We start from the raw sequence: 14,409 nt of genomic DNA, 5'->3' as shown, positions 1-14,409 counted from the left end.
TGATTTTATCATAAATTATGATTGTAACTTTATGTGGAAAAGTATTCGTTGGATATCTGTCCGATGTGGACAGTGATATGCAGATGAATATGGATAGAAAATATCTGCAACTGAAACCATACAGATAGATGATCGTAATGTGACAGGAAAACAGCACTGTGCGGCTGCTATCTGTATGATCCAGCATATCACGGGAGACGCGGAAAAGCAATGCCCTTCCATCCTCCTGATTGAAAACCTTCCCCTCCCACGCTATAATGAAAAGGCAGAAAAAGAAGACCATCAGAATTATAATATATCATTATAGGATATGGCAGAAAGGAAGAGCAGGTATGATAGGAATTATAGGAGCCATGGAAGAGGAAGTTGCAGCTTTAAAAGAGGAGATGCAGACAGAAGAGGTAAAAGAGATCGCGGGTATGACATTTGTAAAAGGCGTGCTGTGCGGCAGGGACGCTGTGGTAGTGCGAAGCGGCATCGGCAAGGTCAATGCCGCTCTATGTGCCCAGATACTGGCGTCAGAGTTCGGAGTGGGCGCGCTGATCAATACAGGGATCGCGGGATCTCTTGACGCCCGCATTGATATCGGAGATATCGTGATCTCCACGGATGCCCTGTACCATGACATGGACGCCTCCAAGTTCGGAGACCCGGTGGGACAGATCCCCAGGATGGACGTTTTTTCCTTTGAGGCAGATCCCCGCCTGGTGGAGCTGGCAAAAGAGGCCAACCAGGAGGCCAACCCGGACATCCACACATTTACGGGAAGAGTCGTGTCCGGAGACCAGTTTATCGCGGATGCGGAGGACAAGGAGAGGATCAAGAACAATTTTGATCCCCTCTGCACGGAGATGGAGGGGGCGGGCATTGCGCATGCAGCCTACCTGAATGGAATTTCGTATGTCATTATCCGAGCTATTTCTGACAAAGCCGACAACAGTGCTTCCATGGATTATCCTGCCTTTGAAAAGCAGGCGATCATCCACAGCGTAAGGCTTGTGAAGACGCTGCTTTCCAAAATGACGGAAAAAGGTATGTAAAGGCGCTGCCAGGACCTGCCAGAAAACGCCGGAAATCCCCTGTTTCCGGGCAAAATGTGTAGAACGGTTTTTCTGGTTTCCCTCCCGGATTTGAGTATAATCAAATCAAAGAAGGAGGGTTAGATCATGTTAGAAGTGGTATTGGACAGACAGATTATGGTTATCCTTATGGGGATAGCCGCAGCTGTGGGGGTGATCAGCAAGATAATTGCCGCTGTCTCCCTGAAAAGGCTGGTCCGGGCGTCCGGCAATATGAATAAGAGCAGCCACCCCCTGATCCGGCTTGTGAAGGCAAAATTTGAACATGCCTGTATGGTCAGTGACCGGGTCCAGAACGTGGAGGTGTTTGTGGAGAAATATCTGTATGAATACCGGGCCGGAGGGCTCCGGCTCCACACGTGGAGAAGGCTGGAGAAGGCGGGTGTATGGCTGTGCTTTCTTTTTGGACTGGCCGGCGCCGCAAGCTGGTATGCTGCCCGCGGCATGGGGGATCAGGTGCTTCAGTATGCCGCGGCGGGAGCGGGAGGCGGGATCCTCATCTTCCTCTTCCAGCTCACAAGTGATGAAAAGTACCAGCTTGGCGCCATCAGGAATTACATGGTGGATTATCTGGAAAATGTCTGTGCCCACCGGTATGAGAAGGCGCAGGCAGACAGGGTGAAAGACGAGTGGCGGGCAATGGCGCCGCCGGATACGAACGCGCAGTATGCCTCTGACCGGGAACAGCGCCCGGAGATCCGGCGCCCGGCAGAGCCGCAGCCCGAAGTGATCCAGCCTGCCCGGGAGATCCAGCCGGAGATCCTTGATCCGGCCGGCGGTCCGGAACTGGGGATACCGGAGAATCGGCCGGATCAGTCCCAGCCAGCTTCTCCCCAGTCAGCGCAGTCCCAGTCAAGTCTGCCCCGGCAGAGCGAAGAGGGACTGGAGAACGCGGAGGTGAGAGCTGTCCAGGCGGGTGTGGAAGAGATCGCCCAGGCGGAGGCTCTGGAGGCCAGAAAGCGCCAGAGCGGAAAGGACAGGCTTCAGAAAGAGGCGAAAGCGGCGCGGGCAAAGGCCGGGAAAGGCGAGGACGAGGTGTCAAAAGAGGTCCGCATCCGGGAGATACTGGAGGAGTTTTTAGCTTGATTATGAAGAGTAATACTGGTAAAATAAAATTGATATGAGTTTTTTTAACCACAGTATACAAAACGAAGAAAGAAAGAAGGGTTTACCATGAGCAGTAAAGTTACATTCGATTATTCAAAGGCAAAGTCATTTATCAAAGACCATGAAATAGAGTCTATGAAAGAGATCGCGGAAAATGCCAAGAATGTCCTGGTAAGCGGGACAGGAGCCGGCAATGACTATATTGGCTGGGTAAATCTCCCCGTAGATTACGATAAAGAAGAGTTTGCCCGCATCCAGAAAGCGGCTGAGAAGATCCAGAGCGACTCAGATGTGCTGATCGTCATCGGCATCGGCGGTTCCTACCTGGGAGCAAGAGCAGCGATCGAGTTCCTGCGCCACAGCTTTTACAACAATGTGTCCAAAGAGATCCGCAAGACGCCGGAGATCTACTATGCAGGAAACAGCATCAGCAGCACTTACCTGAAAGACCTGATCGATGTGGTGGGAGACAGAGATTTCTCTGTAAATATCATCTCAAAATCCGGCACTACCACAGAGCCGGCTATCGCGTTCCGCGTGTTTAAAGAAATGCTGGAGAAGAAGTACGGCAAAGCGGAAGCGGCAAAGAGGATTTATGCAACTACAGACAAGGCCAGAGGAGCTCTGAAGAACCTTGCCACAGAGGAGGGCTACGAGTCCTTTGTTGTGCCGGACGATGTGGGAGGCCGTTTCTCTGTGCTGACAGCTGTAGGACTTCTGCCCATCGCAGTCAGCGGCGCAGACATTGAAAAGCTGATGGAGGGCGCGGCATCCGGAAGAGAGCTGGCGCTGAACAAACCTTTTGAAGAAAATGATGCCATGCAGTATGCGGCTATCCGCAACATCCTTCACAGAAAAGGAAAATCCGTGGAAGTGCTGGCAAACTACGAGCCAAGCCTCCACTACGTATCTGAGTGGTGGAAACAGCTCTACGGCGAGAGCGAGGGAAAAGACCAGAAAGGTATCTTCCCGGCATCTGTAGATCTGACCACAGACCTCCACTCCATGGGCCAGTTCATCCAGGACGGCAGCCGTCTCATGTACGAGACCGTGCTGAATGTGGAGACATCCAGGGAAGAGATCCTGATCGGCGAGGAGCCGGTGGATCTGGACGGCCTGAACTATCTGGCAGGAAAGAACATGGACTTTGTAAACAAGAGCGCCATGAACGGAACAGTCCTGGCTCACACAGACGGAAATGTGCCGAACCTGATGATCAACATTCCGGAGCAGAACGAGTTTTACCTGGGACAGCTCTTCTACTTCTTTGAGTTCGCCTGCGGCGTCAGCGGCTATGTGTCCGGTGTGAATCCGTTCAACCAGCCGGGCGTTGAGAGCTACAAGAAAAACATGTTTGCTCTCCTCGGAAAACCGGGCTATGAGAAAGAGAGAGAAGAACTTCTCAAGAGATTATAGGATATACGAGGATACCAGATGACAGAACTTTACGACAGACTGCACCAATACAGCAATTCTGACTATTACGGGTTCCACATGCCGGGGCACAAGAGAAATGCGGAGCGTTTCGGCAGCGGCCTTCCCTACGGGATCGACATCACGGAGATCGAGGAATTTGACGATCTCCACCACCCGGACGGGATACTGAAGAAAGCCCAGGAGGAGGCCTCCCGGGTCTACGGGGCCGGCGAGACAAGATTTCTCGTGAATGGAAGTACGGCGGGGATCCTGAGTGCCATCCTGGGATGCACAAGGAAGGGCGACCAGGTGCTGGTGGGCCGGAACTGTCACAAATCCGTGTATCACGCTATATATATGAACGAGCTGGAGCCGGTGTACCTGTACCCCGGTTTCCGGCCTGATATTCAGTTAAATACGGAAATATCCGTAAGCGCAGTGAAAGCTGCGCTTAATGAACATTCCAGGGTAAAGGCGGTGATCCTTGTGTCCCCCACCTATGACGGCGTTGTCTCGGACATCCGGGGCATTGCTGGGGAGGTGCACAAACGGGGAATACCGCTGATCGTGGATGAAGCCCACGGAGCCCACTTTGGCTTCCATCCCTATTTCCCGGAGAGCGCCCTGAGACAGGGGGCGGACGTGGTGATCCACAGTCTTCACAAGACGCTGCCGGCCCTGACCCAGACAGCCCTTCTCCATGTGGAGGGAGACCTGGCGGACCGGGAGCGGATCTTCCGGTATCTGGACATGCTCCAGTCCAGCAGTCCCTCCTACGTGCTCATGGCCGGCATTGACCGGTGTATCCACCTGCTGGGAGAGAAGCGGGAGGAACTCTTTGCCCCCTACGTGGAAGGGCTGGAGAAGCTCCGGCAAAGGCTGGCACATCTGGAAAAGATTTCACTTGCGGAGACCGAACATTATGACCGGTCCAAGCTGGTCCTGTCTGTGGCCGGAGCGGATATGACAGGAAGAGAGCTCTATCTGCGGCTTCTGGAGACGTACCATCTGCAGCTGGAGATGGCTGCCGGTTCCTACGCTCTTGCCATGACAAGTGTGGGGGACACAGAGGAAGGCTTCCGAAGGCTGGGAGACGCGCTGGAAGAGATTGACAGATCCGCGGGGGAGAGACCTGCGGGAGCAGCTGGGTTCACCGGCGCCCTCCCGAAGAATGAGACTGTCCTGACAAGCGCCAGGATGGAAGAGTCGTCCGGGGAAAAAGAGAGTGTGAGGAAGCTGCCGCTGGAGGAGTGCGCAGGGCATGTGTCCACAGAGTACGCCTATCTCTATCCGCCGGGCATCCCGGTCATTGTCCCCGGGGAGCGCATCAGCCGGGAGAGCGTGGAGATGCTGCTCACAAGCAGGAGCCAGGGATTTTCACTGGAAGGCATGGAAGAAGAAGGAAGCATCAGGGTCTGGATCAATGGGTAAGATATACTATATAATAGGAAAAAGTTCATCAGGAAAAGACACCATTTTCAAGGAGCTTCTGGCCCGCATCCCCCAGCTTAAACGGGTGGTGCCCTACACCACAAGGCCGGTGCGGGAGGGAGAAGAGAACGGGGTGGAGTATTTCTTCACCGATGAGGAGCAGGTGCAAAAGCTGGAGCAGGCAGGCAGGATCATAGAGCTGCGGTCCTACGACACAGCCTGCGGCGTGTGGAAATATTTTACCGCGGACGACGGGCAGATCGATCTCGAGGCGGGAAATTATCTTATGATCGGGACTTTGGAAGCCTATGAAAAAATGATACAATACTATGGTGCGGAGAAGATTATCCCCCTCTATATAGAAGTGGAAGACGGGGAGCGGCTTTCCCGGGCTCTCGCAAGGGAGCGGCAGCAGGCGCAGCCAAAGTACAAAGAGTTGTGCCGCCGTTTTCTGGCGGACGAGGAAGACTTTTCGGAGGAAAAGCTTGGCAGGCTGGGGATAACCCGCCGGTTCTGCAATGAAGACATAGAACACTGTTTAGGAGAAATCACAGAGGTAATATACAATGGGAAGCTTTAAAGACGTAGTAGGACACAAGGACATAATCAATTATATACGAAACGCCGTGACAGAGAATAAAGTGTCACATGCCTATATCCTGAATGGGGAGAGAGGCTCCGGCAAGAAAATGCTGGCGAACCTGTTTGCCACTACGCTCTTGTGCGAGAAGCAGGGACCGGACCCCTGCAATGCGTGTCACTCCTGCCACCAGGCGGAGAGCGGGAACCATCCGGACATCATCCGGGTAACCCACGAGAAGCCGAACACCATCAGCGTGGACGACATCCGCAGGCAGGTCAACGAGGACATACAGATCAAGCCCTACCAGGGTCCCTATAAAATTTATATTATCGCGGAGGCGGACCTGATGACTGTACAGGCGCAGAACGCCCTCCTTAAGACTATTGAGGAGCCGCCGGCCTACGCGGTGATCTTCCTTCTCACGGAGAATGCGGAGGCGCTGCTCCCGACCATTACCTCCCGGTGTGTGATGCTGAAGCTGCGGAATATCAAGGACACCCTGATCCGCAAATACCTCATGGAGACCATGCACGTGCCGGACTACAAGGCGGACATGTGCACAGCCTTTGCACAGGGAAATATGGGGCGTGCCATCATGCTGGCCAGCTCGGACCATTTCAATGAGATCCGGGAGGAGGCCGTGCAGCTTCTGAAATATATCAATGAGATGGATATCAGTGAGGTCACGAAAGCCATCAAGAAGATAGGCACGTATAAACTGGAGATCAACGACTACCTGGACATCATTATGATATGGTACAGGGATGTGTTACTATATAAAGCGACAAAAGATATGGACAAAGTCGTGTTCAAAGACCAGATCAGTTACATCCAGGAGAGGGCAAAGAAGAGCTCCTACGAGGGCATTGAGCTGATCCTGGAGAGCCTGGAGAAGGCAAAGACACGGCTCAAGGCAAATGTAAACTTTGACCTTGTGATGGAGCTTTTGCTGCTGACGATAAAGGAGAACTGACAAATATGACTAAGGTGATTGGAGTAAGATTTCGCAGGGCAGGGAAGGTCTACTTCTTCTCTCCCGGAAAACTGGAGATCCACCACGGGGACAACGTGATCGTGGAGACTGCCAGAGGCGTGGAGTTCGGCAATGTGGTGACCGGGCCAAGAGAAGTGGAGGAGGAGAGGATCAGCCAGCCTCTCAAGTCCGTCATCCGCCTCGCAAATAAGGACGACTACCGCCGGGAGGAGAAAAACCGGGAGAAGGAAAAAGAAGCCTTCAGTATCTGCCAGGAGAAGATCCGCAAGCACGGGCTGGACATGAAGCTCATCGACGCGGAGTACACATTTGACAACAACAAGGTGCTGTTCTACTTTACGGCAGACGGAAGGATCGACTTCCGGGAGCTGGTAAAGGATCTGGCCAGCGTGTTCCGCACAAGGATCGAGCTGCGCCAGATCGGTGTCCGGGATGAGACGAAGATCCGGGGCGGCATCGGAATATGCGGCCGGGAGCTGTGCTGCCATACATACCTGACAGAGTTTGCCCCGGTGTCCATCAAGATGGCCAAGGAGCAGAACCTGTCCCTGAACCCAAGCAAGATCTCGGGCGTGTGCGGAAGGCTTATGTGCTGCCTCACCAATGAGGAGCAGAACTATGAGGAGCTGAACAGCCGCCTGCCTGCGGTGGGCGACACCGTCACCACACCGGAGAAGCTGAAGGGCGACGTGCAGTCTGTGAACGTGCTGCGCCAGCTTGTGAAAGTAGTAGTCACCCTGGACAACGACGAGAAAGAAGTCCGGGAGTACAAGGCATCCGAGCTGCGCTTTAAGCCACGACGCAAGAAGAAGGACATGAAACTCTCCAAGGAGGAGATGGCACAGCTGAAAGCCCTGGAAGAGAAGAACGGAGCGTCGAAATTAGATGACAATTAACCTGAAACAAGGCGAGCGGCTGGACGACCTGCAGATCAAAGGATACCGGATCATCCAGTCCCCCGGGCGGTTCTGCTTCGGCATGGATGCGGTGCTTTTGTCCTCCTTCGCGAAAGTGAAGACAGGAGAGCGGGCCCTGGACCTGGGAACAGGGACAGGCATCCTGCCCATTTTGCTGGAGGCAAAGAACAAGGGGGACTTCTACACGGGACTGGAGATCCAGGAGGAGAGCGCGGACATGGCCCGCCGCAGCGTTCAGTACAACCACCTGGAGGACAAGGTCCGCATCGTCACAGGAGATATCAGAGAGGCAGCCGCCCTTTTCGGCGCCGCCTCTTTTCACGTTATCACAGTCAATCCGCCCTACATGATCGGAGATCACGGGCTGAAGAATGAAAATGAGGCAAAGTACATTGCCCGCCACGAGGTGCTCTGCACCCTGGAGGATGTGCTCCGGGAGAGCGGAAAGCTCCTGGGGAACAAAGGCCGGTTTTACATGGTGCACCGCCCCTTCCGGCTGGCTGAGATCCTCTCCGGCATGAGCCGGCACCGGATCGAACCCAAGCGGATGCGGCTGGTCCATCCCTACATAGACAAGGAGCCCAACATGGTCCTCCTGGAGGGAGTGAAGGGAGCTCATCCCCGGATGACCGTGGAGCCGCCCCTGGTGGTGTACAACAAAGACGGAACCTACACAGAGGAGCTGCTGGAACTGTACGGCCTGGAGAGCCGGAAGGAGGCAGGCAGATAGGAGAAAGATATGGCAGGAACATTGTATCTGTGCGCCACCCCTATCGGGAACCTGGAGGACATGACCTTCCGGGCCGTGCGCACCCTGAAAGAGGCAGATCTCATAGCGGCGGAGGACACCCGCAACAGCATCAAACTTCTCAATCATTTTGAGATCAGGACGCCCATGACCAGCTATCACGAGTACAACAAGATCGAGAAGGGGAGAAAGCTGACAGACCTTCTCCTGGAGGGAAAAAATATCGCCCTGATCACGGACGCGGGCACACCGGGCATCTCAGATCCCGGAGAAGAGCTTGTAAAAATGTGCCATGAGGCGGGGGTCACGGTCACAGCCGTCCCCGGTGCTGCGGCCTGCGTGACAGCCCTCACTATCTCCGGGCTGCCCACAAGGCGTTTCGCCTTTGAGGCCTTCCTGCCCTCTGACAAAAAAGAGAGAAGAGACGTGCTGGAGGAACTGAAGGACGAGACAAGGACCATCGTGCTCTACGAGGCGCCCCACCGCCTGGTAAAGACTTTGGAGGAGCTCAGGGAGACGCTGGGAGACCGGCAGGTGTCGGTCTGCCGGGAGCTGACCAAAAAACATGAGACCGTCTACCAATCCACGCTGGGGGAGGCCTGCACCTACTACCAAAGCCATGAGCCCCGGGGCGAGTGCGTGCTGGTCATTCAGGCCAAGAGCCGGGAGGAGCTGCGCCGCCAGTCCCAGAGAAAGTGGGCGGAGATGTCACTGGAAGAGCATATGGCATACTACACGGATGAGGGCGCGGACCGAAAAGAGGCTATGAAAAAGGTGGCCAGGGACAGAGGCGTCAGCAAACGAGAGGTCTACCAGGCGCTTTTGCGGGAAGAAAGAGAATGATCTGAGCAGATTGACGAAAGACAAAGAAGGGACAGTTGGTCAAGTTGTATAGAAATCAAAAAAAAGATTGTTCAACTTGGGCATGGCGCACTCCCTTCTTTTTTTATATACTGGGTAGCAGAGAAAAGAACAGCGGACTTGTCCGCGCACCATTAACAGGAGGAATAAAACAATGGCAAGTTTATCATTAAAGCACATTAACAAAACATATCCTAACGGATTTGAGGCTGTTAAAGATTTCAACCTTGAGATTGAAGATAAAGAATTTATCATCTTCGTAGGACCATCCGGATGTGGAAAATCCACGACACTCCGTATGGTCGCAGGTCTTGAGGAGATCACATCCGGCGAGCTGAAGATCGGCGACAGAGTTGTAAACGACGTTGAGCCGAAGGACCGTGATATCGCAATGGTATTCCAGAACTACGCTCTGTATCCGCATATGACAGTATATGATAACATGGCATTTGGTCTGAAACTGAGAAAAGTTCCGAAGGACCAGATCGACAAGATGGTTCGCGAGGCTGCCAAGATCCTTGACCTGGAAGCTCTCCTGGATCGTAAACCGAAAGCTCTTTCCGGTGGACAGAGACAGCGTGTTGCCATGGGACGTGCGATCGTTCGTAACCCCAAGGTATTCCTTATGGACGAGCCTCTCTCCAACCTGGATGCAAAACTCCGTGGACAGATGCGTGTTGAGATCTCCAAGCTGCACCAGAGACTGGGCACAACGATCATCTACGTAACACATGACCAGACAGAGGCTATGACACTTGGTACAAGAATCGTAGTTATGAACGCTGGTGTTGTACAGCAGGTAGATACACCGCAGACACTGTATGATTATCCTTGTAATATGTTCGTTGCTGGATTCATCGGATCTCCGCAGATGAACTTTATCGATGCTACATGCAAAGTTGAGGGAGACAAAGTTTCTCTTGTAACAGGACCTCATACAATCGCTCTTCCGCCTGCAAAAGCAAAAGCGCTCAAAGAAGGCGGCTATGATGGAAAGACAGTTGTTCTCGGTATCCGTCCTGAGGACGTACATGATGAGCAGATGTTCATCGAGGCTTCTCCTGACACAGTGATCGAGGCTAAGATCCGTGTATACGAGATGCTCGGTGCTGAAGTTCTCCTGTACTTCGACTATGAGGGCTCAAGCATGACAGCAAGAGTTGATCCAAGAACAACAGCAAGATCCGGCGACACAGTTAAATTCGCTCTGGACGCTGAGAAGATCCACATTTTTGACAAAGAGACAGAGCTGACAATCACAAACTAGTCAGATACTTTGAGATGAATATGTGAAAAGCAAGGGAGGGACACCCGGAAGGGTGTTCCTCTTTTTGCGGTTATCCGGCAGAGCGCGCATCGGCACATCTGCTGGATCTGTTGCCAAAAGAACGTATATACAGACATAGAGATAAGACACATAAGGATAAAATACGCGAGAATTGGAATGGGAATACAATAAAGCCAGAGAGGAGCTGCTGTGGAAAAGTGAAAAGGAACAGGAGGAGAAGGTTCTGCGGCAGTCGGGAATGGAAGAGGAAGAAATACAGAACCTACGGGAATATGACTGGGATATCTTTAAGTCCGAGCGCAGATTTCTGGAGCACTGGGCGCCCTGGGAGGCCTATGAGGCAGAAGGGTGGCTCCGCGAATTCGGGAAGGCAGCAGCGAAGCACACACAGACAGAAAATGGCCGTCTGCTGTCGGAGAGCATGGAACAGCTTCTGCGGGAACTGGACGATGTGGGAAAAGAAATCCTATATTTAAAAATAATGGGTTATGAGACATGGGAAATTTCTGATATAATAGGTATTACAGATAAAGCGGTCTATCGGAGAATGGACCGGATCAAAGAAAAATTAAAAAAATTTCAGCGCCAGAGGGGAAAAACGACATAGTTCGACGGCTATATTATGTAGGACGGTATCCAAGGTATGGAAAACAGCAGGAGGAGAAATCTATGAAGAGAACCTTAGTCTATGTCGCTGCAGCCCTGTTGCCGGCAGCAGTCCTTTATCTGGCGGACAGATACCACACTGAGCTGGAGATCGAGATCTTCGACTATCAGATGCGGGATTGGAAAAAGCGGGAACAATACCCGGAAAGGAAGTGACATATTGCTGTCTAACCAGACGATACAAAAATTACTTCAGGAGATCAAAAGGATATCAGGCTATGACTGTTCTGTCTGGAACGAGAAAGCAGAGTGCATGGCGGCCACCAACATAAAGGCAAAGCCTCAGGCCCATGCAGTAACAGCGCTGATCGAAAACTATGAGAAGACAGGGAGCCAGGAAGAGACTGGGGACGAGAGCCTGTTCCTTGTGGAGAGCAATGAACATCTCTATATACTCGCAATGGCGGGGACAGACGACAAAGCAGTGATGGCCGGCCGCTTCGGCATCAGCCATCTGGAGAGCCTGGCCTCTGTGAACCGGAGCAAAATGGACAAAAACAGGTTCATCCAGAGCCTGATCCTGGACAATCTGCTCCTGGTGGATATATACAACCAGGCAAAAAGGCTGAAGATCCCTGTGGTGCAGAGAAGAGTGGTGTTCCTGGTGGAACCTCAGAACGCGGAAGACACCCTAGTGCTTGAGACGCTGAAAGGCATGTTTGCCATCGGTATCAAAGATTTCGCCACATCTATAGAAGAGAAGCACATCATCCTTGTGAAAGCGCTGGAGCCAACGGAGGGTTATGACCAGATCCAGCACATGGCAGATGTGATCGTGGATACACTGGGCATGGAGGCCATGGTGGGCGTTCGGATCTCCTACGGCACCATCGTGGAAGAGCTGAAAGATGTGTCCCGCTCTTATAAAGAAGCGGACATGGCTATGGAAGTGGGGCGCGTCTTCTACTCGCAGAGGCGGGTGCTGTCCTACAAAGTGCTGGGGATCGGCCGGCTTATACACCAGCTTCCGGCCTCCCTGTGCGAGATGTTCCTGGATGAAGTCTTTGAGGGAAATGCAATGGATAACTTTGAGGAGGAGGAACTGACAGCAGTCTACACCTTCTTTGAAAATAACCTGAATATCTCGGAGACTGCGAGAAAACTGTACGTGCACCGGAACACACTGGTGTACCGGCTGGAGAAGATACAGAAAAAGACAGGTCTGGATGTCCGCGTCTTTGAGGACGCCATGACATTTAAGATCGCTCTCATGGTAGAAAAACATATGAGAGCAATGAAAGAGAAGAACAGTTAGCCAGCAGGAGCAGCCGGCCCCGACAGAAACGGGGCCGGTTTTCTCTTGAAGGAAAAAATGAGGCCGGGCTGTGTGTCCGCACCCGGGATTTATTGTAAAACCCGGCGGAATATAGTACAATAACAGGCATGATGAAGAAGATATTATTAGCAGCTATCAATGCCAAATACATACACTCCAACCTGGCTGTGTACAGCCTGAAAGCCTATGCAGATGAGCGCCTTGCGGGCGACTGCGGGGGGAGCGCCTTTGCCGGCGTGGAGATCCAGATCGGCGAGTACACCATCAACCAGCAGCCGGAGGCTGTCATGGAGGACATTTACAGGAGAAAGCCGGATCTTCTCTGCTTTTCCTGCTATATCTGGAACATACAGATGATCCGCATGCTCCTGCCCGAGATCAGGAAAGTGCTGCCGGAGACAGAGATCTGGCTGGGAGGGCCGGAGGTCTCCTACGACTCTGTGCAGATGCTTGCGCAGTTCCCCCAGGTCAGAGGGATCATGAAGGGGGAGGGGGAGGAGACGTTCGCCGCCCTGGCGGCAAGAATCGCGGCCAGCGAAAGAGGCGAGGCGGCGGACCTGGAGGGGATCGAAGGGATCACTTGCCGGAACAGCCGGGGACAGGTGGAGGATCATCCCTGGAGAGAGCCCATGGACATGGATAAAATTCCCTTTGTCTACCAGGATATGACAGATTTCCGGCACAAGATCGTCTATTATGAGAGTAGCCGGGGCTGCCCGTTTTCCTGCAGCTACTGTCTGTCTTCCGTGGACAAGAGGCTGCGGCTGCGCAGCCTCGACCTGGTTAAAAAGGAGATCCGGTTTTTCCTGGATGCGGGGACGCAGCAGGTGAAATTCGTGGACCGCACATTTAACTGCCGCCACGATCATGCCCTGGAGATCTGGAAATACATCCATGAGCACGACAACGGCATCACCAACTTTCACTTTGAGGTCTCGGCGGACCTGCTGAATGAGGAGGAGCTGTCCCTGATCCGCTCCATGCGTCCCGGCCTGATCCAGCTGGAGATCGGCGTTCAGTCTGTCAATCCGGACACCATCCGGGAGATCCGCCGGACCATGGACCTGGAACGGCTGGAGCGGGCGGTGCAGAAGGTGCGGGAAGGGCGCAACGTACACCAGCACCTGGATCTGATCGCCGGTCTTCCCTGGGAGGACCTGGACAGCTTCGGGCGCTCTTTTGACAGGGTGTATGCCATGCGCCCGGATCAGCTGCAGCTGGGGTTCCTCAAAGTGCTGAAGGGCTCCCGCATGGAGGAGAGGAAGGAGGCGTACGGCCTTCTTTGCCGGGATACTCCGCCCTACGAGGTGCTCTCTACCAGGTGGCTGTCCTACGGCGATATCCTGACCCTGAAGGGAGTGGAGGATATGACGGAGACCTACTATAACAGCGGCCAGTTTAAGGCGGCGCTGGCCCTCCTGGAGAGGAGGGAGGACTCTGCGTTTGCCCTGTACAAGAAGCTGGCGGATTTCTACCGGGGACATGGCATGGGGCAAGTGCAGCACGCCCGGGCCGCCCGGTACCGGATCCTCCTTGACTTTGTCAGGGAGACGTACCCGCAGGACGAGGAGGAGATGCGGGAGCGGCTGATCTATGACTACTATCTCCGGGAAAATGCAAAGAACCGCCCGGATTTTGCCGGGGAATCCCTGGTGGATGGCCAGTGGGCCCGCAGCTTCTACGAGGAGGAGGCGCGGGAGCACAGATATCTGGAGGGGTACGAGGGGGCCGACAAAAATCAGCTCCGGCGGATGACCCACCTGGAATATTTTTCCCGGAAGGATGTGTATGTGCTGTTCGACTACAGGAACAGAGATCCGCTGACAAACGACGGAAAAGGAATACGTATTGCAAAAGGAAAATAAAAAGTTTACAATGTAGAAAGCGGCCATAAAAAGGAGAAAAGAACATGAATTTTAATAACAAGCGGACAAGGCGGATCATTGCGATCATCATTATGATCGTTATCGTAGCGATGGTGGCCACGTCCATCATACCAGCTGTCATGGTGTAGAGACAGGATGAGATGCAACCAGGAAGGAT

The 14,409-nt window shown here is 53.4% G+C and carries 14 protein-coding genes; all 14 read left to right on the top strand.

All coding sequences use genetic code 11. The features are described from left to right. The first annotated feature begins 332 nt into the window (after nt 1-332). On the top strand, nt 333-1,040 hold the full coding sequence (locus INF30_RS12710) for a 5'-methylthioadenosine/adenosylhomocysteine nucleosidase (RefSeq protein ID WP_226395484.1): 708 nt from the start codon (nt 333-335) through the stop codon (nt 1,038-1,040). Between the two features lie 126 nt (nt 1,041-1,166). Further along, nucleotides 1,167-2,165, top strand: coding sequence for a hypothetical protein (locus INF30_RS12705; RefSeq protein ID WP_226395483.1), 999 nt, complete (start codon nt 1,167-1,169; stop codon nt 2,163-2,165). A gap of 87 nt (nt 2,166-2,252) precedes the next feature. Next, on the top strand, nt 2,253-3,602 hold the full coding sequence (locus INF30_RS12700; protein WP_076780020.1) for a glucose-6-phosphate isomerase: 1,350 nt from the start codon (nt 2,253-2,255) through the stop codon (nt 3,600-3,602). Nucleotides 3,603-3,620: 18 nt separating this feature from the next. Then, on the top strand, nt 3,621-5,033 hold the full coding sequence (locus tag INF30_RS12695; protein ID WP_226395482.1) for an aminotransferase class I/II-fold pyridoxal phosphate-dependent enzyme: 1,413 nt from the start codon (nt 3,621-3,623) through the stop codon (nt 5,031-5,033). Further along, nucleotides 5,026-5,613 (top strand): nucleoside/nucleotide kinase family protein, encoded by a 588-nt coding sequence (locus INF30_RS12690; protein WP_226395481.1) that lies wholly within the window; start codon nt 5,026-5,028, stop codon nt 5,611-5,613. Before INF30_RS12695 ends, INF30_RS12690 begins: the two co-directional genes overlap by 8 nt. Then, complete coding sequence (holB, locus tag INF30_RS12685) at nt 5,600-6,589, top strand: DNA polymerase III subunit delta' (protein WP_226395480.1); 990 nt, start codon at nt 5,600-5,602, stop codon at nt 6,587-6,589. The genes INF30_RS12690 and holB overlap by 14 nt, the downstream gene beginning before the upstream one ends. A gap of 5 nt (nt 6,590-6,594) precedes the next feature. Further along, nucleotides 6,595-7,506, top strand: coding sequence for a PSP1 domain-containing protein (locus tag INF30_RS12680; RefSeq protein WP_226395479.1), 912 nt, complete (start codon nt 6,595-6,597; stop codon nt 7,504-7,506). Then, nucleotides 7,496-8,257, top strand: a complete 762-nt coding sequence (locus INF30_RS12675; protein ID WP_076780030.1) for a tRNA1(Val) (adenine(37)-N6)-methyltransferase — start codon at nt 7,496-7,498, stop codon at nt 8,255-8,257. The genes INF30_RS12680 and INF30_RS12675 overlap by 11 nt, the downstream gene beginning before the upstream one ends. 9 nt (nt 8,258-8,266) lie before the next feature. Next, the gene (gene rsmI / locus INF30_RS12670) at nt 8,267-9,118 is read left to right on the top strand and encodes a 16S rRNA (cytidine(1402)-2'-O)-methyltransferase (RefSeq protein WP_226395478.1); all 852 of its coding nucleotides are present in this window, start codon (nt 8,267-8,269) and stop codon (nt 9,116-9,118) included. Between the two features lie 172 nt (nt 9,119-9,290). After that, nucleotides 9,291-10,403: an ABC transporter ATP-binding protein gene (locus INF30_RS12665; protein WP_087174673.1), complete on the top strand. Its 1,113-nt coding sequence runs from the start codon at nt 9,291-9,293 to the stop codon at nt 10,401-10,403. 172 nt (nt 10,404-10,575) lie between these two features. Beyond that, complete coding sequence (locus tag INF30_RS12660; protein ID WP_226395477.1) at nt 10,576-11,031, top strand: helix-turn-helix transcriptional regulator; 456 nt, start codon at nt 10,576-10,578, stop codon at nt 11,029-11,031. Between the two features lie 62 nt (nt 11,032-11,093). Further along, nucleotides 11,094-11,246, top strand: a complete 153-nt coding sequence (locus tag INF30_RS12655) for a hypothetical protein (RefSeq protein WP_226395476.1) — start codon at nt 11,094-11,096, stop codon at nt 11,244-11,246. A gap of 4 nt (nt 11,247-11,250) precedes the next feature. Further along, nucleotides 11,251-12,345, top strand: coding sequence for a PucR family transcriptional regulator (locus INF30_RS12650; RefSeq protein ID WP_226395475.1), 1,095 nt, complete (start codon nt 11,251-11,253; stop codon nt 12,343-12,345). A gap of 128 nt (nt 12,346-12,473) precedes the next feature. Continuing rightward, nucleotides 12,474-14,231 (top strand): B12-binding domain-containing radical SAM protein, encoded by a 1,758-nt coding sequence (locus tag INF30_RS12645; protein ID WP_226395474.1) that lies wholly within the window; start codon nt 12,474-12,476, stop codon nt 14,229-14,231. Nucleotides 14,232-14,409 lie beyond the last annotated feature (178 nt).

Source organism: Claveliimonas monacensis (assembly GCF_014982975.1).
Taxonomy (GTDB): Bacteria; Bacillota; Clostridia; order Lachnospirales; family Lachnospiraceae; genus Claveliimonas; species Claveliimonas monacensis.
This window is presented reverse-complemented; position numbering and strand designations above follow the sequence as displayed.

Bases quoted from the DNA above. Each gene is read 5' to 3' on its own strand.
- INF30_RS12710 (WP_226395484.1), top strand. From the start codon at position 333: ATGATAGGAATTATAGGAGCCATGGAAGAGGAAGTTGCAGCTTTAAAA.
- INF30_RS12700 (WP_076780020.1), top strand. From the start codon at position 2,253: ATGAGCAGTAAAGTTACATTCGATTATTCAAAGGCAAAGTCATTTATC.
- holB (WP_226395480.1), top strand. From the start codon at position 5,600: ATGGGAAGCTTTAAAGACGTAGTAGGACACAAGGACATAATCAATTAT.
- INF30_RS12665 (WP_087174673.1), top strand. From the start codon at position 9,291: ATGGCAAGTTTATCATTAAAGCACATTAACAAAACATATCCTAACGGA.
- INF30_RS12705 (WP_226395483.1), top strand. From the start codon at position 1,167: ATGTTAGAAGTGGTATTGGACAGACAGATTATGGTTATCCTTATGGGG.
- INF30_RS12655 (WP_226395476.1), top strand. From the start codon at position 11,094: ATGAAGAGAACCTTAGTCTATGTCGCTGCAGCCCTGTTGCCGGCAGCA.
- INF30_RS12645 (WP_226395474.1), top strand. From the start codon at position 12,474: ATGATGAAGAAGATATTATTAGCAGCTATCAATGCCAAATACATACAC.
- INF30_RS12675 (WP_076780030.1), top strand. From the start codon at position 7,496: ATGACAATTAACCTGAAACAAGGCGAGCGGCTGGACGACCTGCAGATC.
- rsmI (WP_226395478.1), top strand. From the start codon at position 8,267: ATGGCAGGAACATTGTATCTGTGCGCCACCCCTATCGGGAACCTGGAG.
- INF30_RS12695 (WP_226395482.1), top strand. From the start codon at position 3,621: ATGACAGAACTTTACGACAGACTGCACCAATACAGCAATTCTGACTAT.
- INF30_RS12680 (WP_226395479.1), top strand. From the start codon at position 6,595: ATGACTAAGGTGATTGGAGTAAGATTTCGCAGGGCAGGGAAGGTCTAC.
- INF30_RS12690 (WP_226395481.1), top strand. From the start codon at position 5,026: ATGGGTAAGATATACTATATAATAGGAAAAAGTTCATCAGGAAAAGAC.